General features: G+C 63.0%; 23 protein-coding genes. 11 read left to right on the top strand and 12 right to left on the bottom strand.

Translation table 11 applies throughout. The features are described from left to right. Window positions 1-193: 193 nt before the first annotated feature. Window positions 194-1,720 carry a cryptochrome/photolyase family protein gene (locus GJ699_RS18785; protein ID WP_371867595.1) on the bottom strand — a complete coding sequence of 509 codons (1,527 nt, stop codon included), beginning with the start codon at window positions 1,718-1,720 and terminating at the stop codon, window positions 194-196. A 65-nt stretch (window positions 1,721-1,785) separates the two neighbouring features. Continuing rightward, the gene (locus GJ699_RS18780; RefSeq protein WP_154379034.1) at window positions 1,786-3,948 is read right to left on the bottom strand and encodes a TonB-dependent receptor; all 2,163 of its coding nucleotides are present in this window, start codon (window positions 3,946-3,948) and stop codon (window positions 1,786-1,788) included. Window positions 3,949-4,070: 122 nt separating this feature from the next. On the opposite strand from GJ699_RS18780, the gene GJ699_RS18775 reads away from it, so the two are divergent. Genes GJ699_RS18775 through GJ699_RS18765 form a run of 3 tightly spaced genes read left to right on the top strand, consistent with a single transcriptional unit; the run spans window position 4,071 to window position 6,324 of the window. Next, window positions 4,071-4,361: a DUF3649 domain-containing protein gene (locus GJ699_RS18775; protein ID WP_154379033.1), complete on the top strand. Its 291-nt coding sequence runs from the start codon at window positions 4,071-4,073 to the stop codon at window positions 4,359-4,361. Continuing rightward, on the top strand, window positions 4,358-5,953 hold the full coding sequence (locus GJ699_RS18770) for a PepSY-associated TM helix domain-containing protein (RefSeq protein WP_371867594.1): 1,596 nt from the start codon (window positions 4,358-4,360) through the stop codon (window positions 5,951-5,953). The genes GJ699_RS18775 and GJ699_RS18770 overlap by 4 nt, the downstream gene beginning before the upstream one ends. Further along, window positions 5,950-6,324: a DUF3325 domain-containing protein gene (locus GJ699_RS18765; RefSeq protein WP_154379032.1), complete on the top strand. Its 375-nt coding sequence runs from the start codon at window positions 5,950-5,952 to the stop codon at window positions 6,322-6,324. The genes GJ699_RS18770 and GJ699_RS18765 overlap by 4 nt, the downstream gene beginning before the upstream one ends. Here GJ699_RS18765 and GJ699_RS18760 read toward each other — a convergent pair. From GJ699_RS18760 to GJ699_RS18750, 3 genes are read right to left on the bottom strand one after another with little or no spacing between them, the layout of a single operon-like run. Continuing rightward, the gene (locus tag GJ699_RS18760; protein WP_154379030.1) at window positions 6,314-7,603 is read right to left on the bottom strand and encodes a M20/M25/M40 family metallo-hydrolase; all 1,290 of its coding nucleotides are present in this window, start codon (window positions 7,601-7,603) and stop codon (window positions 6,314-6,316) included. The two genes, GJ699_RS18765 and GJ699_RS18760, sit on opposite strands and share 11 nt — an antisense overlap. 9 nt (window positions 7,604-7,612) lie before the next feature. Further along, window positions 7,613-9,787, bottom strand: coding sequence for a hybrid sensor histidine kinase/response regulator (locus GJ699_RS18755; protein WP_229262166.1), 2,175 nt, complete (start codon window positions 9,785-9,787; stop codon window positions 7,613-7,615). Window positions 9,788-9,826: 39 nt separating this feature from the next. Further along, complete coding sequence (locus GJ699_RS18750) at window positions 9,827-10,975, bottom strand: pyridoxal phosphate-dependent aminotransferase (RefSeq protein ID WP_154379025.1); 1,149 nt, start codon at window positions 10,973-10,975, stop codon at window positions 9,827-9,829. A 115-nt stretch (window positions 10,976-11,090) separates the two neighbouring features. Here GJ699_RS18750 and GJ699_RS18745 point away from each other — a divergent pair, with 115 nt between their 5' ends. Then, window positions 11,091-12,257 (top strand): branched-chain amino acid ABC transporter substrate-binding protein, encoded by a 1,167-nt coding sequence (locus GJ699_RS18745; protein WP_154379023.1) that lies wholly within the window; start codon window positions 11,091-11,093, stop codon window positions 12,255-12,257. A 3-nt stretch (window positions 12,258-12,260) separates the two neighbouring features. Here the strand turns inward: GJ699_RS18745 and GJ699_RS18740 are convergent, their stop codons facing one another. Beyond that, on the bottom strand, window positions 12,261-13,805 hold the full coding sequence (locus tag GJ699_RS18740; RefSeq protein ID WP_154379021.1) for a dienelactone hydrolase family protein: 1,545 nt from the start codon (window positions 13,803-13,805) through the stop codon (window positions 12,261-12,263). Window positions 13,806-13,931: 126 nt separating this feature from the next. On the opposite strand from GJ699_RS18740, the gene GJ699_RS18735 reads away from it, so the two are divergent. The 7 genes from GJ699_RS18735 to GJ699_RS18705 all read left to right on the top strand — a co-directional run bounded on the left by GJ699_RS18735 (window position 13,932) and on the right by GJ699_RS18705 (window position 22,114). Continuing rightward, window positions 13,932-14,432 (top strand): sigma-70 family RNA polymerase sigma factor, encoded by a 501-nt coding sequence (locus tag GJ699_RS18735; RefSeq protein WP_371867593.1) that lies wholly within the window; start codon window positions 13,932-13,934, stop codon window positions 14,430-14,432. Beyond that, the gene (locus tag GJ699_RS18730; protein ID WP_195763581.1) at window positions 14,425-15,378 is read left to right on the top strand and encodes a FecR domain-containing protein; all 954 of its coding nucleotides are present in this window, start codon (window positions 14,425-14,427) and stop codon (window positions 15,376-15,378) included. Before GJ699_RS18735 ends, GJ699_RS18730 begins: the two co-directional genes overlap by 8 nt. 2 nt (window positions 15,379-15,380) lie before the next feature. Then, entirely contained in the window at window positions 15,381-17,684 is a 2,304-nt protein-coding gene (locus GJ699_RS18725) for a TonB-dependent siderophore receptor (protein WP_154379015.1), read from the top strand. A 69-nt stretch (window positions 17,685-17,753) separates the two neighbouring features. Further along, a complete protein-coding gene (locus tag GJ699_RS18720) occupies window positions 17,754-18,206 on the top strand; it encodes a Fur family transcriptional regulator (protein ID WP_154379013.1) in 453 nt (150 codons plus the stop codon). Window positions 18,207-18,289: 83 nt separating this feature from the next. Continuing rightward, window positions 18,290-18,802 carry a sigma-70 family RNA polymerase sigma factor gene (locus GJ699_RS18715; protein WP_371867592.1) on the top strand — a complete coding sequence of 171 codons (513 nt, stop codon included), beginning with the start codon at window positions 18,290-18,292 and terminating at the stop codon, window positions 18,800-18,802. Further along, window positions 18,789-19,757, top strand: a complete 969-nt coding sequence (locus GJ699_RS18710) for a FecR domain-containing protein (protein ID WP_154379011.1) — start codon at window positions 18,789-18,791, stop codon at window positions 19,755-19,757. Before GJ699_RS18715 ends, GJ699_RS18710 begins: the two co-directional genes overlap by 14 nt. 2 nt (window positions 19,758-19,759) lie before the next feature. After that, window positions 19,760-22,114 (top strand): TonB-dependent siderophore receptor, encoded by a 2,355-nt coding sequence (locus GJ699_RS18705; protein ID WP_154379009.1) that lies wholly within the window; start codon window positions 19,760-19,762, stop codon window positions 22,112-22,114. Window positions 22,115-22,216: 102 nt separating this feature from the next. Here the strand turns inward: GJ699_RS18705 and GJ699_RS18700 are convergent, their stop codons facing one another. From GJ699_RS18700 to GJ699_RS18675, 6 genes are all read right to left on the bottom strand, one after another. Beyond that, window positions 22,217-22,600 carry a hypothetical protein gene (locus GJ699_RS18700; RefSeq protein WP_154379007.1) on the bottom strand — a complete coding sequence of 128 codons (384 nt, stop codon included), beginning with the start codon at window positions 22,598-22,600 and terminating at the stop codon, window positions 22,217-22,219. 318 nt (window positions 22,601-22,918) lie between these two features. After that, entirely contained in the window at window positions 22,919-23,950 is a 1,032-nt protein-coding gene (locus GJ699_RS18695) for an IS110 family RNA-guided transposase (protein ID WP_154379006.1), read from the bottom strand. Window positions 23,951-24,088: 138 nt separating this feature from the next. Then, window positions 24,089-24,439, bottom strand: a complete 351-nt coding sequence (locus GJ699_RS18690) for a hypothetical protein (protein ID WP_154379004.1) — start codon at window positions 24,437-24,439, stop codon at window positions 24,089-24,091. 381 nt (window positions 24,440-24,820) lie between these two features. Further along, window positions 24,821-25,384, bottom strand: a complete 564-nt coding sequence (locus tag GJ699_RS18685) for a hypothetical protein (RefSeq protein WP_154379002.1) — start codon at window positions 25,382-25,384, stop codon at window positions 24,821-24,823. 8 nt (window positions 25,385-25,392) lie between these two features. Then, on the bottom strand, window positions 25,393-25,665 hold the full coding sequence (locus tag GJ699_RS18680; RefSeq protein ID WP_154379000.1) for a hypothetical protein: 273 nt from the start codon (window positions 25,663-25,665) through the stop codon (window positions 25,393-25,395). 53 nt (window positions 25,666-25,718) lie between these two features. After that, window positions 25,719-26,000 carry a hypothetical protein gene (locus GJ699_RS18675; RefSeq protein ID WP_154378998.1) on the bottom strand — a complete coding sequence of 94 codons (282 nt, stop codon included), beginning with the start codon at window positions 25,998-26,000 and terminating at the stop codon, window positions 25,719-25,721. Window positions 26,001-26,019: the final 19 nt, after the last annotated feature.

Here is a 26,019-nt window from a genome sequence, read left to right as displayed (position 1 = left end):
GACGTGTGCTCCTCTCGGGCGATGCGAACGCTGTCGCGATCCACCTATAGTGCAAGCCCCGTGCCACGCCGTGGTCAAAACGGCAAAACCATATAAATCAAACACCTAAGCTGAACAGCCGGCCACCTTGCCATGGCGGAATTGACCGCTTGCGCTCACCGTCGTCCGGAAACGGACACCGGTGCGGCGGTTTCTAAAGCTCCTGCAGCCGGCTGCGCAGGTCGGCCGCGCGTTCGCGTAGCGCGGCCAGAGCGCCATCGTCCATGCGCCGCAACTGCTGGTAGACCATGCCGAGGCGCTGGTTGCTGGCCAGTTGGTCGCGGTTGCGGTCGAAGAAGTCCCAGTACAGCGCGTTGTACGGACAGGCGCGGTCGCCGGTGCGGGCTTTTTTGTCGTAGTGGCAGCCCTTGCAGTAATCGCTCATGCGGTCGATGTAGGCGGCGCTGGAGACGTAGGGCTTGGTGGCCAGCAGGCCGCCGTCGGCATACTGGCTCATGCCCAGCGTGTTGGGCAGCTCGACCCATTCGAAGGCGTCGATATAGATGCCGAGGTACCAGCGATGCAGCTCTTGCGGCGACAGGCCGGCCAGCAGCGCGAAGTTCCCGATCACCATCAGGCGGTTGATGTGGTGGCTGTGCGCGTGTTCCAAGGACTGGCCGATGGCGGTGGCCAGGCAGCGCATGCGGGTCTGGCCGTCCCAGAACCACCACGGCAGTGGCGTGGTGTGGCCGAAGGCGTTCAGTTCATCGTAGCCGGGCATGCGGTGCCAGTAGATGCCGCGCACGTATTCGCGCCAGCCGAGGATCTGGCGGATGTAGCCTTCGGCCGAGGCCAGTGGCACCGCGCCGTCGCGCCACGCGGACTGCACCCGATCGACCACGGTTTGCGGCGATAGCAGTTTGACGTTCATCGCGAACGACAGCAGCGAGTGGAACAAGCGCCACGCCTTGAAGCTCATCGCGTCCTGGAATTTGCCGAAGTGGGGCAGGGCGTGTTCGACGAAGCGCCCCAGCTGCTGCAAGGCTTCCTCGTGATTCAGCGGCCAGGCGAAGTTGGCGGCGTTGGGCTCTCCGAAGCTTTTGGCGCCGGATGCCTGGATGGTTTGCCACAATGCGCTGTGATCGTGGCGACCGCGCAGGTCGGCCGGCTCCCACGGGATGCCGGGCCAGGACTCGCGGTTGTCATGATCGAAGTTCCATTGGCCGCCGGCTGGTTTGCCGGTGTCGGACACCATCACGCCGTGCTTGACGCGCATGCGGCGATAGAAGTGTTCCATCAACCAGCTGTCGCGGCCCGCGAAGATCTGCGCCGCTTCGTCGCGCGTGGTGTAGAAATGTTCGCTGTCGTCCATCGTGGACGGGATGGGGAGGGCGGCGGCGTAGTCGGCCAGCTGGCGGTCCAGCCGGTATTCGTCCGGTGCTTGCCAGCCGAAGGCGGTGGCGCGGTAGTGCGCCAGCAGCCAGTCCAGATTGTCCGGCAACGATTGGCGGTTATCGGCGTCGTCGATGACGAGGTAGTGGACGCGGTGGCCGTCCACGCGCAGGCGCCGCGCAAAGTCGCGCATGGCGGCGAAGATGGCGATGATCTTCTGTGCGTGATGCAGCACGTAGTCGGTCTCCTGACGTACCTCCATCATCACGTAGACCACGTCGTCCTGTGGCTGGAAGAACCAGCTGTGCAGGTGGTTGAGCTGGTCCCCGAGTATCAGTCTAAGCTTCACGCATCGCCCCAAAATGGAAACAGCCGGACCGCGATGGTCCGGCTGGAGGGCGAGTTTACTACGGATCAGAACTCGGTGGTGGCGGTCAGCGCGAAGGTGCGCGGGGCGCCCAGCACCAGGTAGCCGGAGCCCTGCGAGCCGCCGGCCGAGGCCCAGTAGCTCTTGTCGGTCAGGTTGTCGACGCGGGCACGCAGCACCACTTCATGTTCCTGCACCTTGAAGCCGTAACGTACGCTGGCGTCCAGTCGGTTCCAAGATGGCAGCGTCAGCGTGTTGGTGGCGTTGATCGGTTGCGATGATGTGTGCAGCGCGCGTGCCGACATACTCAGGCCACGCACGCCGGGGATGTCCCAGTCGACGCCGAGATTCATCTGCGCATGCGGCACGCCGATGACGTCCTTGCCGTCGTTGGTGCCGCCGGCGGTATGCATCTGGGTGGCGTCGAGGAAGGTGGCGCCGCCCAGCACGCGCACGCCGCGCAGCGGCTGGCCGTAAGCGGTCAGCTCCAGGCCACGGTTGCGCTGTTCGCCGTCGATGCCAAACACTTTGCTGAGCGGGTCGGTGATGCCCTGCGGTTGGGTGGTGGTGAACAGCGCGGCGGTGGCGCCGTAGCGGCCGGCGTCGAACTTGGCGCCGACTTCCTTCTGCACCGAGACGTAGGGGGCGAAGATGTCGCCACGGTTGACGGCGGTGGAACCGGCAATCGCGCCTTGCAGCAGGCTCTCGACCCGGTTGGCGTACAACGATACCTGCGGCGTCAGTTTGTAAACGATGGCGGCGATCGGCGTGTTGGCGCTCTTGCTGTAGTAGGCGTTTTGTATGCCGGTGTTGTAGGCATAACCCACCTGCTTGATGTACTGGTGGCGCACGCCCACGGTCAGCAGCAGGGTATCGTTGAGGAAGCCCATGCTGTCGACCACCGCTTCGCTGATCAGCGTAACGCTGTTGGTGGTGCGCGGCGCGGTCAGATCGTTGAAGAAGCTGGTCAGCGTCGGCAGCGCGAGGGCCGGCGTGTTGTACAGCGTGGTGGTCTGGTAGGCCGAGGTGGCGTAGGCGTTGCGCGAATCCATATTGAAGCCATTGGCGGTGGCGGCGATCTTGTGGCTCACCGGGCCGGTTTGCAGCGTCGCGCGCACGCCAACTTCGCCGGTCTTCACCAAGTCCACGCGCGCGTTGTCGAAGCGGCGAATGGTGCCGGTGCTGGCGTTGGACAGCGTGATGGTGCTGCCCAAACGATTCAGCTCATGGCTTTCGCGGCCGCCCAATGCGGCCCACGCCACCACGTCCTTGGCGATGTCCAATTCGGAACGCAGCGTGCCGAACAGATCGCGCTCGCTGGAGTAGTCCCACGGCTGGCCGTAGTTGGACGCGCCGTCCGGCGCCGCCGGTACCACGGTGGCGGCGTTGACCGCCGGCCGCGCGTTGGACAGCTTGACGCTTTGCCAGCCCAGGTCCGCCGACAAGCGGAAGCCACGGCCACGGTAATCGGCGCCGATCGCGCCTAGCTGCACTTCGCGGTCTTCGTTGTCGATGCCGGTGCCGCCTTTACGCTGCGCCAGGTTGACCCGCACGCCGTAGCGATTTTCATCGCCGAAGCGACGCGCGATGTCGGCTGCCAAGTAGGTCTGCTTGCCGGTCTGGAGGCCGGCCGAAATCTCGGTCAGATCCTGATTCGGCGCACGTTTGGGCAGCAAATTGATTGCGCCACCAATGCCGCCGCCGCCCGGCGTGGCGCCGTTCAGGAAGGTGTTGGCGCCACGGAAGACTTCCACCCGCTCCAGCAACTCGGCGGCGATGTACTGGCGCGGCAGCACGCCGTTCAAGCCGTTATAGGCCAGGTCGTCGGAGTTGACCGGGAAGCCGCGTATCACGTACAGCTCCTGGTAGTTGCCGAAGCCGCGCGCGACGCGTACGCCGGGATCGGCTTGCAGCACATCGGCCACGCTACGCGCCTGCTGGTCCTGGATGAATTGCTGGGTGTAGTTGGTGCTGTTGAACGGCGTGTCCATCACGTCCATGGTGCCGAGCAGGCCGACGCGGCCGCCTTTGGCGACCTGGCCACCGGCATAGGTTTTGGACAGGCCGGCCGCCGAGGCGTCGGCGCTGGCGCTGACCACCACGGTTTGCACGTTGGTGTCGTCGTTGGTCTGCTGCGCATGCAGGGGCAGGGCGTACAGCGAGGCGAGGACAGACAGGGTGAGAGGTTTCAATACTGGGAAGTGGGACATGGAGACTTGGTAGTTATAAGTGGTAATGTTGACAGCATCGTCATCATACCACTACAATGAGAACAATTATCACTTAGATTCACATTTGCCCCTCCCCGTCGGTACGTCAGGTAAATGTCACCATGAATATGATGCAAATCCTGATGAATTACCGCCTTGGCGTTGCCTCGCGGGCACTGGCGGCAATCGGCGGCAGCTATGCCGTTTCTTCACTAGCAGTTACAGCGCTGGCCCTGCTGCTGCCCGGACGCGCGGTCGACCGCGTGGTCGCCGCCACCCTGATCGGGCTGGTGGTGTTTCCCTGTGCCGTGATGTGGTGCTTCGCCACTCGTACCGCGCTGAAGGCGTGGTTGGGTCTGATCGTTACCGGGCTCGTGCTCGGCGCAATCATTCTGATCGGAGGCCGCGCGTGAAAGAGGGCTTCCGTCAATCCATGGCCTGGCTGCACACCTGGTCCGGCCTGCTGGTCGGCTGGGTGCTGTTTCTGGTGTTCGCCGGCGGCACCGCCAGTTACTTCCGCAACGAGATTACGTTGTGGATGAAACCCGAGCTGCATCAAGTGGCACCGGTGAAGGTGGAGCAGGGCGTCGCCATCGACCATGCGCAGCAACTGCTGCAGCGGCGGGCTGACGCCAGCCCGCGCTGGTTCATCTCTTTGCCGTCCGAGCGCGAGCCGACCGTGCGCGCCACCTGGGCGCCAGCGCCATCGCCGACTCCCGAGCAAGCCAAGCCGCGTGGCCGCCGCCGTTTTGAAAGTGCCAGCATCGACCCGGCCACCGGCCAGGAAGTCAGCGCCGCGCGCGAAACCCGGGGCGGTGAATTCTTCTATCGTTTGCACTTCGACCTGCACTACATGCCGGTGATCTGGGCGCGCTGGATTGTCGGCATCTGCGCCATGTGCATGCTGGTGGCGATCATTTCCGGCATCGTCACGCACAAGCGTATTTTCAAGGACTTCTTCACCTTCCGTCCCAACAAAGGCCAGCGCTCCTGGCTGGACGCGCACAACGCCACCGCCGTGCTGGCGCTGCCGTATCACCTGATGATTACCTACACCGGGCTGGTGACGCTGATGTTCCTGTATCTGCCGTCCGGCATCGACAAGGTGTATGCCGGCAAGACCGACGCCTTCTACGCCGATCTGAATGGTGGCCCGGATGCCGACGTCAAAGCATCCGGCAAAGCGGCGCCGTTGACTGCATTGGCGCCGCTGGTGGCGCAGGCCAGCCAGCATTGGGGCGGCGCGTCGGTTGGTCGGGTGGTGGTGGATCATCCTGGCGACAGTGTGGCCACGGTGACGCTGACGCAGCAGGAAGGCCATGCGATCAGCTCCAGCCTGCCGACGTTGACCTTCAATGGCGTCACCGGCGCCTTGCTGACCGAAACCGACAAGAGCGGGGCGGCGGTTGAAACGCGCGGCGTGATGTATGGCCTGCACATCGGCCGCTTCGCCAGCCCGCTGCTGCGCGCGTTGTTCTTCCTGTCCGGTTTGGCCGGTTGCGCGATGGTGGCTACCGGCGTGCTGCTGTGGGCTGTCAAGGAACGCCCCAAGCATCTGAAGGCGAGGGCCGGCCGCATTGGCTTTGGCCTGCGGCTGGTGGATGGTCTCAATCTGGGCGGCATCGCCGGTCTGCTGATCGCGTTTGGCGTCTACTTCTGGGCCAACCGCCTGCTGCCGGTGGGACTGGCGCAGCGGCCGGAGTTGGAAATCCAGTGCTTCTTCACCGCCTGGGGCATCGCCGCCGTGCTGGCCCTGGCGTTCCCGCTGCGCTGGATGTGGCGAATCCAGCTGGCGATCGCCGGGCTGCTGCTGGTGCTGCTGCCGGTACTGAATCCGCTCAGTGGCGGCGCCGGTTTGTTCACCAGCGTGGCGGCCGGACTGTGGCCGGTGGCCGGCTTCGATCTGGTGACGCTGTTGCTGGGTTGCGGCCTGCTGTTTGCCTGCAAGCGTCTTGGCGGCGCCAAAGCCGCAGCCAAGGTCAAGATGGCGAAGGTGGCGGCATGACGGCGCTGGTGACGTTGTGCGCGGCCATTGCCGCATGGTCCGGCGCCACCGGCGGTTTCGCGGCACTCAGCCTGGCCATGGATCGGCATTGGGAAGCGCTGCATGGACGCGGCAATCTGCCCAGTGACCGGCAACGGAACTTGTTGCGCTGGGCCGGCACGGGCAGCCTGCTGCTGTCGCTGCTGGTGTGCCTGTTCATGTGGGGCGCGTCGCAGGGCTGGGTGGCCTGGGCCGGCACGCTGACCGCCGCCGCTATCGGCCTGGTACTGGTGCTAAGTTATGCCGCCGCTGCGATCGTGCGTGTTGGCCTGGCGGCCGGCGGCGTGGCTGCCGTCAGCCTGGCGCTCACGCTGGCAGGGCTCATGGCGTAATCAGCGGTGCCACCACGTCCCGCACGCCGGCCAGACCGAGTACGGTGAGCAGCACGTTCTGTGGCGCGGTGTGGGCATTCTGCGCCGACCACCACTCCAGTTTCTCCGAGTGATAACCGCCGGAGCTGCCGCCGCCGGACATGGTGATGGCCGGTATGCCGAGGCTCATCGGCAGGTTGGCGTCAGTGGAATGCGCGCTGTCCAGCACCGCTTTGCGGCCCTGCACGGTGGCGGCGGCCAGCGCGGTGCGCACGATCAGCGAGTCGGCCGCCATCTTGCCCGCCGGACGATCGCCAATCAACGCGATGTCTGCGCTGATGGCGTTGGCGCCGCTGGCGTTCCAGCGCGCGTTGGTGTCGGCCACGCCTTGCTGTATGGCGGCGCGCAGCTCCTGTTCAGTCTTGGCCAGCAGCGCGGCGTCGGCCGAGCGGAGATCGATCAGCATCGATGCCTCGGCCGAGATGCTGTTCACCGACTGCCCGCCTTGCACCACGCCGACGTTGAAGGTGACCTTGGGCTGGGCCGGCACCCGCAGGTCGTCAATGCGGGCGATCACGCGGCCGGCGGCATGGATGGCTGACGGCAGGCCGAAACCTTCGTAGCTATGGCCGCCCGGTCCCTTCAGGCTGACTTTGAAGCGGCGGCTGCCGGCGCCCATGTAGGTCACTGGGTCGCCATCGGTGCCGAGCGCCGGCTCCAGGCCGATGAAGGCCTTGATCTCCTTGTGCTGCGCGAACAGATGCTTGACGCCTTTCAGGTCGCCCAAGCCTTCCTCTCCCACGTTGGCGACGAATAGCACATCGCCCTCGGTCTGCAGCTTGGCGTCGTGCAGCGCCTGCGCGATGGTCAGCATCGCGGCCAGCGAGCGGCCATTGTCGGCGATGCCGGGCGCGTACAGGCGACCCTCGCTCTCGCGCACAGTCAGATTGGTGGCGGCCGGGTAGACCGTGTCCAGGTGCGCGGCCAGCGCGATGGTCGGTCCCTTGCCGCTGCCGCGATGCAGGCCAAGCACATTGCCCGCTTCATCGATGCGCACTTCGGCCAGGCCGGCCGCCTTCAAACGCGCCGCGTAGTCGGTGGCGCGCGCCGCTTCTGCAAAAGTCGGCGCCGGGATGGCGTTAATCGCCAGCATATTGGCCTGCGTGGTCGGCTCGTTGCGCTCGATGTAGGCCAGCGCCTGTTTGACGGCCGGCTGGGCGGCGATGCGCGCCAGCGTGGTCTCCTGAGCATGGGCCGGCAGCGCGGCGATGATGGCGAGACTGAGTAGCAGGTGTTTCATGAAGCTCCGTTAGGGTAGTCCGGCGATCAGCGCCAATAGCGCGTCCACATCCACCGGTTTGACAAAGTAGTGATCGAAACCGGCGCTGTTGGCCTGTTCGCGGTCCTCGCGGCGGCCATAGCCGGTCACCGCCACCAGCGTGGCGTGCGCGGTGTGTGGCAAGGCTCGCAAGCCGCGTGCCAGCTCGAATCCGCTGATGTCGGGCAGGCCGATGTCGAGCAGGCACAGTTCCGGTGCATCGGCCTGCGCCAATTCCAGCGCCGTCATCGCATTGTGCGCCACGCTGACTTGATGACCGGCGGCCTGCAGCAGCAGTTGCAGCGTCTGTGCAGCGTCGACATTGTCGTCTACCACCAGCACGCGCAGCCTGCGCGCCGGGCGCGCGGTGTGGCCGGGCAGTGGAGCGGCCGGCTGCTGTTCGGCGCCGGGCAGGGTGATGGTGAAGGTGCTGCCTTTTTGTTCGCCCTCGCTGTCCACCGCTACGCTGCCGCCGTGCAGTTCCACCAGCGACTTGACCAGCGCCAGACCCAGTCCCAACCCGCCCTGAGAACGGTCCGAATTACGGTCGGCCTGGGCGAACAGTTCGAACACCCGGCTGCGCAGTTCGGGCGACATGCCGATGCCGTTGTCGCTGACGATCAGCAGCACGTTACTGCCCTGGGCGCGCGCGGCCAGCTTGATGGCGCCGCCGGCCGGGGTGTACTTGGCGGCGTTGTTCAGCACATTCACCAGCACCTGCACCAGCCTTTTGTGATCGCCGTTGACCACCAGCGGCGCAGGCGGCAGTGTGACGTCAAAGCGGTGCTGGCGCGATTTCAGTAGCGGGTCGGCCTGTTCCACCGCGTCGTGCATGATGGTGGCGACGTTTAGCGGCACCCGCGTCAGCGTCACCAGACCGCGCGTCACGCGCGACACGTCCAGCAGGTCGTCCACCAGCCGCGTCATGTGGTGCACCTGGCGCACGATGATGCCGGCGGTGCGCTGCACGGCGGCGTCGCTGGCGTGGCCGCTCTGCAGCAGTTGGGCGCCGGCGCTGATCGGCGCCAGCGGATTGCGTAATTCGTGGGCCAGCATGGCGAGGAATTCGTCCTTGCGGCGGTCGGCCTCGCGCAGCATCTGCTCGGATTTCAGATGCTGCAGCTCTTTTTCCTGCAACGCTTCTGCCATCGCGTCCAGCGCCTGCGCCAGTTCGCTGATTTCTTCTTTGCCGTAGCTGATGCCGCTGCGCGCTTCCAGTGCGCCGGAGGCGATGCTGTTGGCGGTGTTGGCCAGCAGCTTCACGCGGCGCAGCACCAGCACGTCGCCGACGATCCACGCGGCTAGCAGCGCCAGGCCGATGGTGGCGGCCAGCGCCAGGAAGTCCAGTATCTGGTCATGGCGCGCGCTGGCGGTGATCTCGTCGGCTGGAATGCCGATGGTCAGCGTGTAGTCGGACAAGCCGTTGCTGCCGACCCGCGCAAAGCGGTGCAGCCGTTCGATGCCATCCGGCCCGGTCAGCAGCACCGGCTTGCCCGGTTCGGCCGCCATCGCCACCCGCATTTCGGGCGATACCTGCTTGCCGAACCACTGCTCCGGATTGGGTTTGCGCGAGATGATTTTGCCTTCGGAGTCGGTGGTCAGCAGCAGCGATCCGGGCGGCAGCTTGATATCAGCCACGAAGCGATCCAGCTTGGTCAGGTCGAGCGCGGCGAAGACCACCGCCTTGACGTTCTGGTCCTCGTCCATCACCGGGTAGGTCAGGTTGACGGTGTGCTTCTGGATCACGCGGCCGAAGATGTAGCCGCCGGCGACGAAGCGCTTCAGATGCACGGCGCGGCGGAAGTGCGAGCGGTCGGCCAGGTTGACCATGGACTTGGCCGGTATCGCGGTGCAGGTGACGTCGCCGTTCATCTGGATCAGGCCCAGATTGGCGTAGTCGGGGTTCTGCTTCTGGATGTTGGCCAGCAGGCGGCTGCAATGGGCCTGATCGCCCATCAGATCCGGAATGCTGGCCAGATCGCGCAGGATCTGGCGCGCGCCGGTGATCGATTGCGCCTCATTGGCTGCGGCCAGATTGGTCAGGCGCTGCAGGTTTTCTTCCGCCACTTCGACCGCGTGAGCGCGCTCGCGCATGCCGTTAACCACGGTCATGACGGCGATCGGCGCGATCGCCAGCAGCACCAGCAGGATCAACCTGCTGCGCAAGCTATTTAGCCGAAGGAGCAGAAAGGCCATGCGCCGGCGTCAGTCAGGACGGTAAAGGGAGGCGCCGAAGCCGATGATGGCTTGTACGCCGCGCCGCAGCGTGGCCACGTCATCCGAGATGTAGCCGATGCGGATGTGATGCGGCACGCCCAGCGCATCGCCCGGCATCACCGCCACCCGGTGCCGCGTCAGCAGCTGTTCGCTGAATTGAACTGCGTCCATGCGCAGTGGCGCGATGTCGGCCCACAGGTAGGGGCCGGAGGCGGGGCGGCGCATGGTCAGCCACGGCAGGCCATGCGCCAGGTCCAGCACCAGGTCGCGGCGCTGGCGGTAGTCGGCCAGCATGGCTTCCGGTTCGCCGCTTTCGAAGGCGGCCGCCATGGCCTGCTGCACCAGCATCGGCGCGGCGGCGGTGATCGGCCCTTGCAGCGTTTCCATCGCCTTGACGATGTGGGCCGGCGCCACCGCGAAGCCGGCGCGCCAGCCCATCATGGCGTAGCTTTGCGAGGCCGAGTACAGCGAGACGATGCCCAGTTCGCGCCAGTCCGGCCGCGCGGCCAGGCTGACGTGGGAACCTTCGAAGATCAGCTTTTCATAGCTTTCGTCGACGATGGCGCGGGTGCCGCTGCGTTTCAGCCAGGCCGCGATGCTGTCGATTTCAACGCCGCTCAGCACCGCGCCGGTCGGGTTGTGCGGGTTGTTGATGATGAGGATGCGCGCCGGTGGCAGACTGTCGAGAAAGGCGTCGCTCATTTCAGCCGGCAGGTCGATCAGGATCGGTTGCAGCTCCAGCAGCCGGCAGGTGGCCACGTAGGCCGGCCAGTGCGGCTTGAAGATGATGACGGCGTCGCCCGGATCGGCCATCACGTACAGCGCCTGATACAAGGCCTGCTTGCAGCCGTTGGTGACCAGGATCTCGGCCGGGGTAGCGGGAATGCGGTTTTCCTCCACCACCTTGGCCGCCAGCCGGGCGCGGATGCCGGCGTCGCCGGGAACGTCGGTGTAGGGCAGGGGAGCGTGCAGGCTTTGCCGCACCGCGTCCAGCACCGTTTGCGGTGCCTGGAAGTGCGAAATCGCGATCGAGAAATCGATGACATCCTCGCCGCGCGCTTTCATGGCATCGACGCGACCATGCATGGCCGTGGTAGCAAGCGGCTGGGAGCGGGCAATGCGGCGAGAAATATCCATTTTGATTCTCTTTAGGAAAGATTTATTCTACTTCAATCGGCCTCGGGTGCAAGTAGCATTTGGCAATCGTGCGCCGACGTCTGGTATCCTAATGAAGTTAACTAACGAGGGATTTATGCCGTTCACAACAAAAACAGTTTGCCAGGCGCTTGCGCTGGCCTTTATCGGCGCTGCGGGCGCCGCCACCGCCCAGGCGGAAGACATCATCAAAATCGGCCACGTCGCCGCCACTTCAGGCCCGATCGCCCACCTGGGCAAGGACAATGAGAACGGCGCACGCATGGCGGTCGACGAATTGAACGCCAAGGGCGGTGTGCTCATCGCCGGCAAAAAATACAAGATCGTGCTGCAGGCCGAAGACGACGCCGGCGATCCGAAACAAGCCACCACGGTGGCGCAAAAGCTGGTGGACGCCAAGGTGCAGGGCGTGATTGGTCACGAAACCTCGGGCACCACGATTCCAGCTTCGCGCATGTATTACGATGCCGGCATCCCGCAGATCACGCCGTCGGCCAGCTCGCCGCAATACACGCGCCAGCGCTACAACACCACCTTCCGCAACATCGCCAACGACGAGCAGCTCGGCCCCGCGCTGGCGCGTTACGCCATGCAGAGCATGGGCGCCAAGCGCATCGCGGTGGTGGATGACCGCACCGCCTACGGCAAGGGCTTGGCCGACGAATTCACCAAAACCGTCAAGCGCACCGGCGCGGCCAGTGGCGCCAGCATCGTCTCGACCCAGTACACCAACGACAAAGCCACCGACATGACGGCGATTCTGACCGCCATCAAGGCCACCAAGCCGGACATGATTTTCTTCGGCGGCATGGACGCGGTGGCGGCGCCGATGCTGCGCCAGATGAAGCAATTGGGCTTCCCGATCAAGTTCATGGGCGGCGACGGCATGTGCTCGGACTCGGTGCCGCGTCTGGCCGGTGACGGCATGAGCGACGGTCAGGTAATCTGCGCCGAAGCCGGCGGCGTCGAGCCGTCGCAGGAAAAAGGCATGGCCGATTTCCGCGCCGCTTACAAGAAGAAGTACGGCATCGAGGTGCAGACCTACGCGCCGTATGCCTACGACGCGCTGATGACGATGGTGGAAGCGATGCAGAAGGCCGGTTCGGCCGATCCGGTCAAGTACCTGCCGGTGCTGGCCAAGATCCGCCACAAGGGCGTGACCGGCAACACCGCCTTCGACGCGCGCGGCGATGTGCAGGACGGCGTGCTGACCATCTTCACCTTCAAGAACGGCACCCGTTCCAAGCTGGCGGTGGTGAAGTAAGCCTTACTGCTCCAGCCCCTTCAGGTGCTGGACCGCGTTGGCGTTCGCTGGATCCAGTTCCAGCGAACGCCGGTAGTTGACGATGGCCAGCGGCTTCTGGCCATCGATCTCATACATCTCCGCCAGACTGTCGTACAGATTACCGCTGTTCGGGTACACGCTGACGGCCAGCTTCAACGCCTCAATGGCGTCCTTCACGTAGCCCACGCGCTGCAACTCATAACCCCAAAGATTCATTTGCGGCTCACCGATGCTGAAGGTGCTGTCGGCCTGCTTCATGCGCTCATAGACTTCCTGCGCATGGGTGTAACCGCGTTGGCGCAGTTCCAGCGCCAGGTTCTCAAAGCTGGGCGGCTTGGCGCTGGCCTTGCGCTGTTCGATGGTCATCAGGTGGCGCGGGCTGCCGTTCTGCGTGGCCGGCTTTTGCAGGAAGGCCAGCGCCTGTTGGTCTTCCTTCAGATAGGCGTTGAGGAACTGCCCCACGTAACGCAGGCTCCAGTTATACGCGGTCAGCACTTCGGCGCGGCTGTAATCGGCGGCGGCGTCGGGGATGGTGAGGCGCAAGCCTGCGGCTGAAAAATCGCCGTGCACCATCGGCTGCATGCTGAGTAAATACGTATCCGCATACTTCATGTTGTTGATGAAGCTGTAATTGGTGGAGTTCTTTGAGCTGGCCAGCTTTTCAATCGACTTGGGACGCGCGGCGATGAACATGAAGGGCACCGGCACCCGCTCCGGCGTCACGTATTTGGCGGCTTTGGCGCTGCCGTCCACCAGTTCCGGATAGTAGCGGATCGAGCCATCCAGACTCACAAGCGCGCGGATGCGGTCATCACGCGCAGCGGCAAACACATTGGAGATGCCGCCCCAGCTGAAGCCGACCACCGCCACCTTGCTGGTATCCGCCTGCGGCAAGGTCTGTGCGGTGGAGATCAGGAAGCGGATGTCGCTGGCCTGGGCTTCGATACCTTCCAGGTCGTCGGTCATGGAGCGCGTGCGCGCGCCCATGTCGGGGCTGGACAGCACGATGTAGCCCTGGCTGGCCAGGTATTCGCACAGGTCGACGTTTTCGTGCGCCGACGCGTTGAAGCTGGGCGCGTACACCACCACCGGGTAGCGGCCGGCGGCCGGTTTGGCATCGCGCACCGCCCACATTGGCTGCTCCGTTATTTGCCGCAGCAGTTCCTTGTCCTTGGCGATGCCGCGCTGCGCGATCCAGTTGTTGAACTTTTGTTCGAGTTGCGCTGGTGTTTGCGTGTAATCCTCTTCGGTCAGCTCGGTGCGCAGGTAATCGATGTAGTGGAGCGGCTTGCCGCCGGCCTGCGCCGGATACCAGACCAGCGTTTGCACCGGCCGCGCGCGTTCGCCCTGCACCGGTTGGCCGCTCAGCATGTCGTAGCGTGGCCGGTAGACGCGCGCGTAATCGTACTGCTGCAGCAGTCGCATACCAACCGGTTGCGGGCCGCGCTCCAGCTGGAACTCGAAATTGGCCGAGGCCCAGCTCAGCGAGGGCAGCAAACAGAAGGCTGCAATGATCAGCAGACGCATGGATATCCTTTTGAAAAGATTGTAAGAATATAACCATAACACAGCTTGAAGATTGGCAAGGGCTTATGCCTTATGTCATAATGGGAATGATTCTCATTCTTTCTTTTGACCTTCGTGACCCCGCTTGTGCCTTCTTCCGATAATGCCGGTTCCCTGTACAGCAGCCATCACGGCTGGCTGCACAACTGGCTATGGCGCAAGCTAGGCTGCCGCGATGGCGCGGCGGATCTGGCGCATGACACCTTCATGCGGGTGCTGGATGGCGGCGCCGTGCCGCCGCTGCGCGAACCGCGCGCTTACCTGAGTACCATCGCCAACGGCCTGCTGGTCAACCACTGGCGCCGCTTGACGCTGGAGCGCGCCTATCTGGACGCGCTGGCCGTGCAGGATGAGGCCTTGGCACCATCGCCGGAAGAACGCGCGCTGGTGCTGGAGGCGTTGATGCAGGTGGATGCGCTGCTGGACAAGCTGCCAGCCAAAGTGCGCGAAGCCTTCCTGCTGTCGCAGATCGATGGCCTGACCTATGCGGTGATTGCGGTGCAGCTGCGGGTGTCCGAGCGCATGGTGAAGAAGTATATGGCGCAGGCCATGCTGCAATGTCTGTTGATCGGGAATGGCCATGCCTGAATCCGCCGTTCTCGAATACAGTGTGCTGGAACAGGCGGCCGAGTGGTTCGCCGTGCTGGGCGCACCCGATGCGCGCGCCGCCGATCACGCAGCCTGGCAACGCTGGCTGGACGCCTCGGCCGCGCATCGTGAGGCCTGGCGCCGGGTCGAACAACTGCACGCCCAGTTGCACGCCTTGCCCGGCGCGCCCGCGCGCACGGCGCTGATGGCGGGACCGCGTCGGCGCCGCACCATCAAGGCGCTGCTGCTGCTGCTGTGTGCCGGTGGCGGTGCGGCCAGCCTGGCCTGGCGTCCGGCCGAGTTGCGCAACTACGTGGCGGCGCGTAATGCCGAGCATCGCACCGGCGTAGGCGCCATCGCCACGCTGCCGCTGCCGGACCGCACGCGCGGCTGGCTGAATACCGACAGCGCCGCCGATGTGGCCTATGACGACAGCCAGCGCCTGATTATCCTGCGCCGTGGCGAAATCCTGCTGCACAGCGGTGCCGACGCCCACGCACCGGCCCGGCCGCTGGTGGTGGAGGCTAACGGCCAGCGCCTGCGCGCGCTAGGCACGCGCTTCTCGGTGCGCATGACGGAGCAGGGCACGCGGCTGGCGGTGTATCAGGGTGCGGTGGAAATCGGCACGCAGACGGTGGTGCCGGCCGGTTCGCAGGTCGACATCGTCGATGGTCATCCCGGGCCGCTGGTGGTCAGCAGCGAGGAGGCCAGCGCCTGGTCGCGCCATTTGCTGATCGCCACCCAGATGCGGCTGGACGAGTTCCTGCGCGAGCTGGGACGTTATCGCCACGGCCATCTGGGCTGCGATCCGGCGCTGGCCGAGCTGCGCGTGGTTGGCAGCTATCCACTTGACGACACCGAGCGCGCGCTGACGATGCTGCAAGCGGCGCTGCCGGTACAGGTCCGGCACACGCTGTCGTGGTGGGTGACGGTCGTCCCGCGCTGACCATGAAGAGATTGTGCTTGCTGGCCGTGCTGCCATCGCTGGCGATGGCGGCGCCGGTGATCCCGGCCGGATCGCTGGATCAGGTGCTGCGTGCCTATACGCTGGCCAGCGGCGCTTTACTCAGTGCCGACGGCCGGCTAACGCTGGATTTGCGCAGTCCCGGCCTGGACGCGCTGTCGGCGCCGGATCAGGACTTGCCGCGCATTTTGTCCGGCACCGGGCTGGAAGCGGTACGCACGGCGGACGGCAGCTACCTGCTGCGGCAGGCGTCCTCGCATCCCGAGCTTGAGGCGGCGCCGGCGCAGCTGCCGGAAGTGGTGGCCCGCGCCGACGCGCAATCACCCTACGACACGGTGAGCCGCTTCGCGGTCAAGGGCGGCGCCCAGGTGCGCGACACGCCGCAGGCGCTGAGCATCATCGAAGCGGCGCAGATTCAGGAGCACGCGGCCAGCGGCATCGGCGATCTGCTGTGGTATGTGCCAGGCGTGCAGGCCAGCCTGGGCGAGGGTAATCGCGATAGCGTGGTATTCCGTGGTTATAACTCCAGCGCCGATTTCTATGTCGATGGCCTGCGCGACGATGCGCAGTACTACCGCGATCTGTACAACAGTGAAGCGGTGGAAGTGCTGAAAGGCCCGAACGCGATGGCGCTGGGGCGCGGCGGTTCGGGCGGCGCCATCAACCGCATCGTCAAGCAGGCGCAGTGGCGCGACATCGGCGAGGCCGATCTGCTGCTGGGGGCCTGGAACCAGCGCCGCACCAGCGTCGACATCGGCGCGGCCATCAATCCGCAGCTGGCCTGGCGGCTGAACGCGGTGGGGGAGCGTTCGGACTCGTTCCGCGATGGCGTCTGGATGCGGCGCTATGGCATCAATCCCGCACTGGCCTGGCGCGATGGCGACGGCACGCGGGTGCAGCTCAATTACGAGCATTTTCACGATTTGCGCACCACCGATCGCGGCGTGCCCTCGTATAACGGGCGGCCGCTGGCCGGCGATGCCGCGCTGTTTTACGGCGATCCGGCTAACAGCAGCAACGGCATCGACGTCGACAGCCTGACGCTGCGGCTGGAGCGCCAGGTCACGCCGTCGCTCAAGTTCACTGGCCAGCTGCATTACGCGGCCTACGACAAGTACTATCAGAACGTATTCACCGGTGGCGTGATCGATGGTGGCGCCAGCGCGCTGCTGCTGGCGTACCGCCGCAACACGCGGCGCAGCAATCTGCAGTATCAGGGCGAGCTGGAAACCGTGATCAGCACCGGCGCGCTGCAGCATCGGCTCAGCGCCGGCGTGGAGCTGGACCGGCAGCGTACCGATAACGCGCGCATCACCGGCTTCTTCGACGGCGACCAGCGCTTTGTTTATGTGCCGGTGACCCAGCCCACGGTTCACCAGGCGGTGACGTTCCGCGCCACCGATACCGATATGGCCAACGCCAGCAAGGCACAGAGCGCCGCGCTGTATTGGCAGGATCAGATCACGCTGTCGCCGCAATGGCAGCTGCTGGCGGGGTTGCGCAGTGAGCTGGTGAGGGTGGACTTCCGCGATATCCGCAACGCGCAGCAGCTGGGCAGCCATGACCATCCGCTGTCGCCGCGTCTGGGCCTGGTGTATCGTCCGCTGCCACCGTTGTCGCTGTACGCCAGCTACAGCAAGACCTATGTGCTGCGCGCCGGCGAGCAAATGGCGTCGCTGACGGCCGATAACCAGGCGTTGGAGCCGGAGGTGGTGCGCAACCGCGAACTGGGTCTGCGCTGGGAAGGCGGCGACGCGCTGTCGCTGAGCGCGGCGTTTTACCAGTCACGGCGCGGCAACGTGCTGGTGGACGATCCGGTCAACGCCGGCGAATCCGATCTGGTCGAAGGCCAGCGCGGGCACGGTGTGGAACTGGAACTGACGGCGTGCCTGTCGCCGGACTGGAAACTGAGCGCCGGCTACGCGTGGCAGCGTTCGCGCCTGACCGCCACCCAGTACGCCAGCTCGCAGGCTGGCGCGCAGATGCCGCATGTGCCGCATCAGACTTTCTCTTTGTGGAGCACCCACACGCTGACGCCGGTGCTGGAGGCGTCGTTGGGCGTGATCGCGCGCGCCAGCATGTACAGCTCGACCAGCAACGCCACCGTGTTGCCCGGCTATGCACGGGTGGACGCCAGCGTGGCATGGCGGCTGGACCGGCGCAACCGGTTGCAGCTCAGCGTTGAAAATCTGTTTGACCGCAGCTACTTCAGCGCGGCGTACAATGACAATAACATCATGCCGGGCGCACCGCGCTCGCTGAAGATTGCGCTGCACAGCCAGTTCTAAAAATATTTTCCGATTTGCGGTTCCCTTTTTTGCGCCTTGATTGGCAAAGAATGAGAGGGAGGAATACGCATGCAACAGATATTGGAGGGATCCGGCGCGCACTCGCGCGTACAGGAATGGCTACGCAACTCGCCGCTGCGCATCACGCGCGCGCGTTCGGCGGTGGCGACGGTGCTGTTGCGTCAGACGGCGCCGATCAGCGCCGAAGTGGTGTTCCGCCAGTTGATCGAAGATCACCAGAATATCAGTCTGGGCTCGGTGTACCGCATCCTCAAGCAGATGGAGGACGACGGCCTGGTGCTGCGCGACCGCCACATCACCTCCGGCGGCGTGAAGGCGATTTATTCAATCCGTTCGGAAGAGCCGCTGAGCCGCCGCTATCAGTTCCGCTGCGATGTCTGCGGCCGCCAGCAGCGCATTGCCGATGCCATCCTGGCCGGCCAACTGGCCAGCGTGGCGACGCTGGAAGGGTTTGTGATGCCGGACGAGATTACCATCCCGGCGCGCTGCCGCGATTGTTGAACGGTCATCTTTACCTTCACTTTACACAGGCCGGCCGCCAGCTATGTAATAATAAAAAGGATTCTCATTATCATTCAACTGCCGTGCCATCCCTGACTTCGCCCCCGGACATCGTCGACACACTGTACAGCAGCCACCACGGCTGGCTGCACAACTGGCTATGGCGCAAGCTGGGTTGCAGCGACGGCGCGGCCGACCTGGCGCACGACACTTTTCTACGGCTGCTGAAGGCGCGGCCGCCGGAGCCGCTGCGCGAGCCGCGCGCCTACCTGAGCACCATCGCCAACGGCCTGCTGGTCAACCACTGGCGTCGTCTGGCCGTGGAACGTGCCTATCTGGAGGCGTTGGCGGTGCAGGAGCATGACGTGGCGCCGTCGCCGGAAACCCACGCGTTGGCCATCGAAGCGCTGATGCAGGTCGACCAGATGCTGGGACGCTTACCGCTGAAGGCGCGCACCGCTTTTCTGCTGTCGCAGGTCGAGGGGTTGACCTACGCGGCGATAGCCGAACAGCTGGAAGTCTCCGAGCGCATGGTGAAAAAATACATGGCGCAGGCCATGCTGCAATGTCTGCTGATCAGCGATGCCGACAACTAAACGCAGCAGCGCGGAATTCGAAGTTCTGGAGCAGGCCGCCGAATGGTTCGGCGTGCTGGGTGCGGGCGATGCCACCGCCGCCGAACGCGCCGCCTTCCAGGACTGGCTGCAGGCCGACCCGGCGCACCGGGCGGCGTGGCAGCGGGTCGAGCAAATCCACGACAGAATCAGCGCGCTGCCGGGCGCACCGGCGGTGCAGGCACTGACGCTGCCGCCGCCACGCCGGCGCGCGATGAAGGCGCTGGCCCTGCTGTGCACCGTTGGCGGAGCGGCGGCGCTGCTGGCCAGCCGCGACGACAGCGTCGCCTATCTGGCGGCGATGAATGCCGGCCACCGCACCGCCGTCGGCGAGACCGCGCCGCTGTCGCTGCCGGACGGCTCGCAAGCCTGGCTGAATACCGCCAGCGCCGCCGACGTGGTCTACGACGGCGCGCTGCGTCGCATCGCGCTACGCCGTGGCGAGATCCTGATCCACAGCCATCACGACGCCCAAACGCCGGCCCGCCCGCTGGTGCTGGACGTCCCGGCCGGCCGCCTGACCGCGCTCGGCACCCGCTTTGCGGTGCTGCTGGACGGCGGCGAGACGCGGCTGGCGGTGTATGACGGCGCGGTGCGCATTCAAACCAGTGGCGGCCAGCAGCGCATCATCGACGCCGGCAGCCAGGTGCGGTTCACGTCCGGCGCGATCGGCGTGGCGACGGCGGTGGACGAGAACCAGGCCGCATGGCGCCGCAATATCCTGATCGCGCGTCAAATGCGCTTGCAGGACGTGCTGGCCGAACTGGCGCGCTATCGCCACGGCTATCTGGGCTGCGATCCGGCGCTGGACAACGTGCTACTACTGGGCAGTTATCCGCTCGACGATACCGAAATGGCGCTGCAAATGCTGGAGGCATCGCTACCGGTGCGCGTCCACCACCGCCTGCCGTGGTGGGTGACAGTGACGCCACGCTGACCATGAAACGCTGGATTGCTCTAACCCTGCTGCCGGCCAGCGCTGCAGCGGCCGCGCCATCAATTGCGCCCGGCGCGCTGGACCAGGTACTGCATGCCTACATGTCCGCCAGCGGCGCGCTGCTGAGCGCCGAGGCACGCCTGCTCGCGGGGCGCACCAGTGGCGGCCTGGCCGCCGTCACCGCGCCAGATCAGGACTTGCCGCACATTCTGGCCGGCACCGGACTGGAAGCGCTGCGACAATCCAACGGCAGCTACATCCTGCGCCTCGCCGCACCATCGGCCGCCGCCGCCCCGCACGCGACCACGCCGCCCGCCGAACCACGCAGCGAAGCCGAACTGGCCGCCCTACAACGCCTGCCCGAAGTGGTGGCGCAAGCCGAGCCACCATCCGCCACTGCAAGCGGTTTTGCATTAAAAGGCGGCGGCGCCCTGCGCGACATCCCGCAGGCGATATCCATCGTCAGCGCCGACCAAATCCGCGACCGCAACCTGCTCAGCATGGCCGATCTGCTCGAATACGTCCCCGGCGTACAAGCCAGCCAGGGCGAGGGCAACCGCGACAACGCCGTCTTCCGCGGCTATAACTCCAGCGCCGACTTTTACCTGAACGGCATGCGCGACGACGTGCAGTACTTCCGCGACTTCTACAACATCGACGCGGTAGAAGTGCTGAAGGGACCCAACGCCATGCTACTCGGTCGCGGTGGCTCCGGTGGCGCCATCAACCGCGTCACCAAGCAAGCGCAGTGGCGACCGCTGGCCGAGGCCGACCTGCTGCTGGGTAGCTGGCAACAGCGCCGCGCCACCATCGACGTCGGCGACGCCATCAACCCACAATGGGCATGGCGCCTCAACGCCGTGGACGAAAGCGCGGACTCGTTCCGTGACGGCGTCTGGCTGAAACGGCACGGCGTCAGTCCCGCGCTAGCCTGGCGCGATGGCGCCGGCACGCTGGTGCAGCTGAATTACGAACATTTCCGCGACCACCGCACCACCGATCGCGGCGTGCCGTCATATAACGGCCGGCCGGTGGCCACCGATCCATCGACCTTCTTTGGCGATCCGTCCAATAGCTATAACTATGTGAACATCGACGCCTTGACCCTGCGGCTGGAACGCCAACTGGCGCCGGGGCTGCAATTCACCAGCCAGCTGCACGGCGCCCGCTACGACAAGTACTATCAAAACGTATTCGCTGGCGGCATGACGGATAGCGACACCGTGCGCATACTGGGCTACGGCAGCGCGACCCTGCGCAGCAACCTGTTTTATCAGGCCGAACTGGCGTACACGCTGCATGCCGGCGGCGTCCAGCACCAGTTGAACGCCGGTCTGGACGCGGGCCGTCAACGTACCGACAACGCCCGCACCACTGGCTATTTCGACAGCCTGGGCACCGACGTGCGACTGGTGTCGGTGTCGCTGGGCGACCCGACCTTCAGCTTGCCGATCAGCTTCCGTGCCTCGGCCACCGACGCCGCCAATGCCAGTACCGCCACCAATCTGTCGCTGTACCTGCAGGACCAAATCACACTGTCGCCTGCCTGGCAACTGCTGGTCGGCCTGCGCGCGGAAACGCTGGACGTGGCTTTCCGCGACATCCGCAACGGCCTGCAACTGGCGAGTCACGATCATCCGGTATCGCCGCGCCTCGGGCTGCTCTATCGGCCGCAGGAAGCGTGGACGCTGTACGCCAGCTACAGCCAGGCATACGCGCCGCGCGTGGGCGAGCAATTGTCCTCACTGACGGTCAGCACCCAGGATCTGGCGCCGGAAGTAGTGCGCAACACCGAAATCGGCGCCAAATGGTCGCACGGTGACAGCGGCTCGGCCAGCCTGGCGCTGTACCAGCTACGGCGCAGCAACGTACTGCTGGCCGATCCGCTCATCGCCGGCCAGAATGAACTGGTGGAAGGGCAGCGCGGGCAGGGCGTGGAACTGGAACTGACAGCACGGCCGACACCATCATGGCAACTCAGCGCCGGCTACGCGTGGCAGCGCTCGTGGCTGACCAGCACCCAGTCTTCCAGCGCGAAGGAGGGCGCGCAAATGCCATACGTGCCACGCCAGACGCTGTCACTGTGGAGCACGCACACGCTGCAGCCGGGGCTGGAGGCGTCCCTGGGCCTGGTCGCGCGCAGCAGCAGCTTCAGCTCGACCAGCAACCTGGTGCAACTGCCGGGCTATGGCCGTCTCGACGCCACGCTGTCTTGGCAAGCGACGCCAACACTGCGCCTGCAACTGGCGGTCGACAATCTACTGAACCGCCAGTACTACGCCTCAGCCTACAACGACAACAACATCTCCCCCGGCGCCCCACGCACCCTGCGTTTGCGCTTGCACACGCGATTCTGAGTATCGGACTTAAACTAGCTTCGTTGTGACAACGACTGCGGGTTTGGAGTTTATCTATTTGACTGCTCCCGCCCCGAAGCCGACGGTCAGACTCATCTCTTTTTATCCGACTAAGAGCTTTCGAAGAAATTGGAGCGTGGGCGATTCAACGTGAGTGCCAATAAATCCCCAGTCCTCAGCGAGCTGATATGTAGGTCCATATCCGCCGATTACGAATTCCCGTTGTGTCTCCGCTGCCGTCCGGGATAAAAATGATACCAACTGGTCGAATTCGGTCGGTGAGAGTCGTTCTGCTTCAAAGTTCAAGCCAAGGTTCCAGTCCGGCAGGTCATCATCACGCAAATCAGCAGTACGTGGAAGCTTTTCGTTCACCAGTCGGGCGGAAGAAATACTCCAAGTCGGCAGAAAATTGGCGAAGGCTTCGGCTATTTGGGAACTTACCCCATCGAGATTACTGCCATCAACGTATGCGTATGCGTTAATCATGGTTACATTCTGACTTATCTGATTACAAAATCTACTAGAGTGGAACGTCCGTATATGGACTCCTCCTCGTTTGCAAACATTCCGTCTTTGACTTTCAGGTACGACTGCTCACGTATATTCGGTCTCTAACTGCATTGCCCGCTTTCGGGCAAGGACCATAATGGGCTATTCGCGCGCTGGCTCCCTATCGCTATTTCGGGCTCGAAAGCCACAGACACTCTCGGGTTCTGCCAGCGCCGGTTCGACCTGTTGGCCATCATCGGCATGTTTCGCAATCGTGGTTGGATGCTCCTTTTTACCTACTCGTTAATGCACCGCTTAAATCACCACCAGCCCTGGTTGGTAGTCGGTGCCCTTGGTGATCATCGCCCAGGCGATACGCGCCGTCTTGTTGGCAAGCGCGACCGCCGCGATGTTGTGGTGCCTCGTCTCAGCGATGTGCGTTACCCATCGGCTCATCCGATCATTCTTGCTGGCCGCCGTTCGCAAAACTGAACGTGCCCCGTGAATCAACAACGTTCGCAACTGCGCATCACCCCGTTTCGTAATGCCAAGCAATCGCTCTTTTCCGCCAGAGCTGTTTTGCCGTGGCGTCAGCCCCAGCGATGCCGCCATTGCTCTGCCACTGCTGAACTGCTTGGCGTCGCCGACGTTGGCTACAATCGCGGTCGCGATGATCGGTCCCACTCCGCGTAATTGCTGCAACCGGCTAGCGACCGGATCGGTTGATGCCGCGATTTCTATCTCCTGATCCAGTTCCTTGACCCGCAGTTCCAGGTTCAGTAGATCGAGCCACAGGCCACGCAGCATACGCCGGAAACGTTGCGTCAACCCATTCTCCAGATCCTCCAGCCACAGCGGAATGGCGGCGCGCAGCTGGATCATTTCTCTCGGCGCCACCAAACCATATTCGCTGCACAGCCCGCGGATCTGATTACCCTTGGCGGAGCGTTGACTCACCAGCTCCGCCCTGATCCGGTGGATCGCCTGCAAGTCCTGCTGCTCGACTGACTTAACAGCGACATAGCGCATACTCGGCCGGCTCATCGCTTCGCAGATCGCTTCCGCGTCGTTGGCATCATTCTTGTTGCTCTTCACGTACGGCTTCACGAACTGAGGCGCAATCAGCTTCACGGTGAAGCCGCGTTTCTGCAATTGCCGCGCCCAATGGTGTGCACCGCCACAAGCTTCCATACCAATCTCGCAGCCTGGCTCTATCTTCTCCAGCAGCGCCGACAGCCATTCTGCACGGCTTAGTTTTTTACGCCAGACGACCTTTTCGCAACGATCCACCCCATGCACCTGAAAGACATTCTTGGCCAGATCGACGCCGACGCGGATAATCTTCATCGTGGACTCCTTCTCTTAACTGGTTGTGTGGTAACTCCCAGTTTAGGCGCCTAGACGCCGACAGGTGAGAAGGAGTCCATCCCATTGCTATTGGCCGGTTGCAACCATTGAAGAATGCGGAAATTTCCCCAATGATTTTTAATCTTCCATGTATAGCGCATCTTTCAAAGCTAATGTTGCCGCGATTTCGAAACTTCCTTCATTTGAATCCTGTTCGTGATATGAACCATCAATTATCCGAACTCTAAGTCCATCTGACACATAGGAGCCGAACATTGCACCTGGCTCGAATGACCTAGACACTCCTCTATACACGGCATCTTTGAACAACTCAGGTATTTGTCGAGCAGTGACCTCCCAAGAGAACGACAGTTCTGCTGGCGCCGATTCGACTATCAAGACAACCTGCCCGTATCGATGTAATCCTCCAGACTGTCTTACGATACGTCCCACACCACGCACGGGGAGGCACAAAACAGATTTCATCATCAATGTCTCTTATTGGCCGGTTCCCGTCTTACATTTTATTGCCAATGTATGTTCCATCCAGACTCGGCAATGAACTGATACACACCGTTCAAAGTGACTAGCCACGAGTCGAAAGCTCTGTTTGGGTTTGTTCCATCGCTACCGGCCCACCATTCAAAGATAAAATAGCCGCCAGTCTTTTCCGCGTCATACTCGACCCGAATCTGATGAGCTGGATGTTCAGAATTTACGATAGTTCCTATTGAATTTATTTTTACCATACCTGATTCTATCCGACGCGCTTTCCTTATCTTTCGTCCGTCCGCTGCTGGCCGTGTGCCGTCGGCAGCCTGTCTGAGGTAGCAGCCCCTTTGCGGACCGTTGTGATTTTACATCGATCTTTTACTCAGCGATGACCTTCGGATTTACATAGCGATCTACAGCGAGTTTCGATACCAAAACTAAAACTACGACCATCAAAACAACGATTCGTAGTTCGTCAATGTTGGCGATCAGATCCCAAAGGCTAGCGCTGCCGGACGAAACCAAACTATAGATCTCGACATATCGCTCAAACGGCAAAACGATGAGCCACACTAACGCAAGGTAGTTGAGAAAGCGATTCTTAGAGGAAAGGAAATAGATGTTCAAAAAGATCATCCCGATGTGCTTCAGGTAAAAAAATTGGTCTGCGCCACTAACATCACGATGAGAAACCAAAGAGATCAGAGTCAAAATAATGTAAGTCACCAGCAAACCCACTGCGGTGTAATAGAAAGCTGGCCTCTCTCGAAAGACACTCATCGATACCCCTCTAGAAAATAACTTTATATGTCGGAAATTGCCAATATAACATGGTAACTTTGGAATAACATCGGTCGGCCATTTGTCAGGCTCGGCAGAACAGAGTCGAGGGGCGGCTTTTGGCCGACTTACGCCGTCCTTATCAAGTGCATAGGCCTGCATGTTGGCTATCATCGACCATTGGTCTGGTAATCGGTCCCTGTACTGTAGAGCCTATAAGGCATATTCGCTTGCTCTGCCCAATCACCCAGTCCTCGCAGCAGATCCTGTAATAGCGGGGCATCCAAATGTAATCCCAAAGGCCAAATCCCAACATAGCCAAATGGCGTATCTTCGCATGGCACATCAAAGATTTCACCGCTCTTTTCCGCCTTGAGACTATGGGTGTACATGTGAACATTTTTCGTAAAATCTATAGCCCAACCGTTGTATCTATCTTGCATTTTACTCGCTTGATTTCTCAAAAATTGAATGGCGGCTCTTGGCCGTCTACAGTCTACGATCCCAGGTCGCTTTCGAGTAATAGAAGCGAGTTGACTTCCTCATCGTTTGGCTGCCACTCAATACCCCGGATTTCGTAAATTTTGACCAAACCAAGCAAGGTCAGCGGGTCATCAGCTCTGAAAACACTTATTGAATTTTCTGCGACATACAGTCTTTCATTGGATGTTTCTCTTGTCACGGTATAGCCAAGCTTACGCAAAATGCTCAAAGCTGGTGCAAGCGTATTTCCAGCCGCTGTAATCTGAGTTCGACTAACCATATCAGAAGTTTTCATTATTGTAATTCCTAAGAGA

It is taken from the genome of Duganella guangzhouensis (genome assembly GCF_009674535.1).
Taxonomy (GTDB): domain Bacteria; phylum Pseudomonadota; class Gammaproteobacteria; order Burkholderiales; family Burkholderiaceae_D; genus Rugamonas; species Rugamonas guangzhouensis.
The sequence above is the reverse complement of the archived record's forward strand: the minus strand, read 5'-3'. Positions and strand labels throughout refer to the sequence as shown.

Excerpts from the sequence above, each read along its gene's own strand:
- GJ699_RS18780 (WP_154379034.1), bottom strand. The coding sequence starts at position 3,948 with ATGTCCCACTTCCCAGTATTGAAACCTCTCACCCTGTCTGTCCTCGCC.
- GJ699_RS18775 (WP_154379033.1), top strand. The coding sequence starts at position 4,071 with ATGAATATGATGCAAATCCTGATGAATTACCGCCTTGGCGTTGCCTCG.
- GJ699_RS18765 (WP_154379032.1), top strand. The coding sequence starts at position 5,950 with ATGACGGCGCTGGTGACGTTGTGCGCGGCCATTGCCGCATGGTCCGGC.
- GJ699_RS18760 (WP_154379030.1), bottom strand. The coding sequence starts at position 7,603 with ATGAAACACCTGCTACTCAGTCTCGCCATCATCGCCGCGCTGCCGGCC.
- GJ699_RS18750 (WP_154379025.1), bottom strand. The coding sequence starts at position 10,975 with ATGGATATTTCTCGCCGCATTGCCCGCTCCCAGCCGCTTGCTACCACG.
- GJ699_RS18745 (WP_154379023.1), top strand. The coding sequence starts at position 11,091 with ATGCCGTTCACAACAAAAACAGTTTGCCAGGCGCTTGCGCTGGCCTTT.
- GJ699_RS18740 (WP_154379021.1), bottom strand. The coding sequence starts at position 13,805 with ATGCGTCTGCTGATCATTGCAGCCTTCTGTTTGCTGCCCTCGCTGAGC.
- GJ699_RS18730 (WP_195763581.1), top strand. The coding sequence starts at position 14,425 with ATGCCTGAATCCGCCGTTCTCGAATACAGTGTGCTGGAACAGGCGGCC.
- GJ699_RS18725 (WP_154379015.1), top strand. The coding sequence starts at position 15,381 with ATGAAGAGATTGTGCTTGCTGGCCGTGCTGCCATCGCTGGCGATGGCG.
- GJ699_RS18720 (WP_154379013.1), top strand. The coding sequence starts at position 17,754 with ATGCAACAGATATTGGAGGGATCCGGCGCGCACTCGCGCGTACAGGAA.
- GJ699_RS18710 (WP_154379011.1), top strand. The coding sequence starts at position 18,789 with ATGCCGACAACTAAACGCAGCAGCGCGGAATTCGAAGTTCTGGAGCAG.
- GJ699_RS18705 (WP_154379009.1), top strand. The coding sequence starts at position 19,760 with ATGAAACGCTGGATTGCTCTAACCCTGCTGCCGGCCAGCGCTGCAGCG.
- GJ699_RS18700 (WP_154379007.1), bottom strand. The coding sequence starts at position 22,600 with ATGATTAACGCATACGCATACGTTGATGGCAGTAATCTCGATGGGGTA.
- GJ699_RS18695 (WP_154379006.1), bottom strand. The coding sequence starts at position 23,950 with ATGAAGATTATCCGCGTCGGCGTCGATCTGGCCAAGAATGTCTTTCAG.
- GJ699_RS18690 (WP_154379004.1), bottom strand. The coding sequence starts at position 24,439 with ATGATGAAATCTGTTTTGTGCCTCCCCGTGCGTGGTGTGGGACGTATC.
- GJ699_RS18685 (WP_154379002.1), bottom strand. The coding sequence starts at position 25,384 with ATGCAGGCCTATGCACTTGATAAGGACGGCGTAAGTCGGCCAAAAGCC.
- GJ699_RS18680 (WP_154379000.1), bottom strand. The coding sequence starts at position 25,665 with ATGCAAGATAGATACAACGGTTGGGCTATAGATTTTACGAAAAATGTT.
- GJ699_RS18675 (WP_154378998.1), bottom strand. The coding sequence starts at position 26,000 with ATGAAAACTTCTGATATGGTTAGTCGAACTCAGATTACAGCGGCTGGA.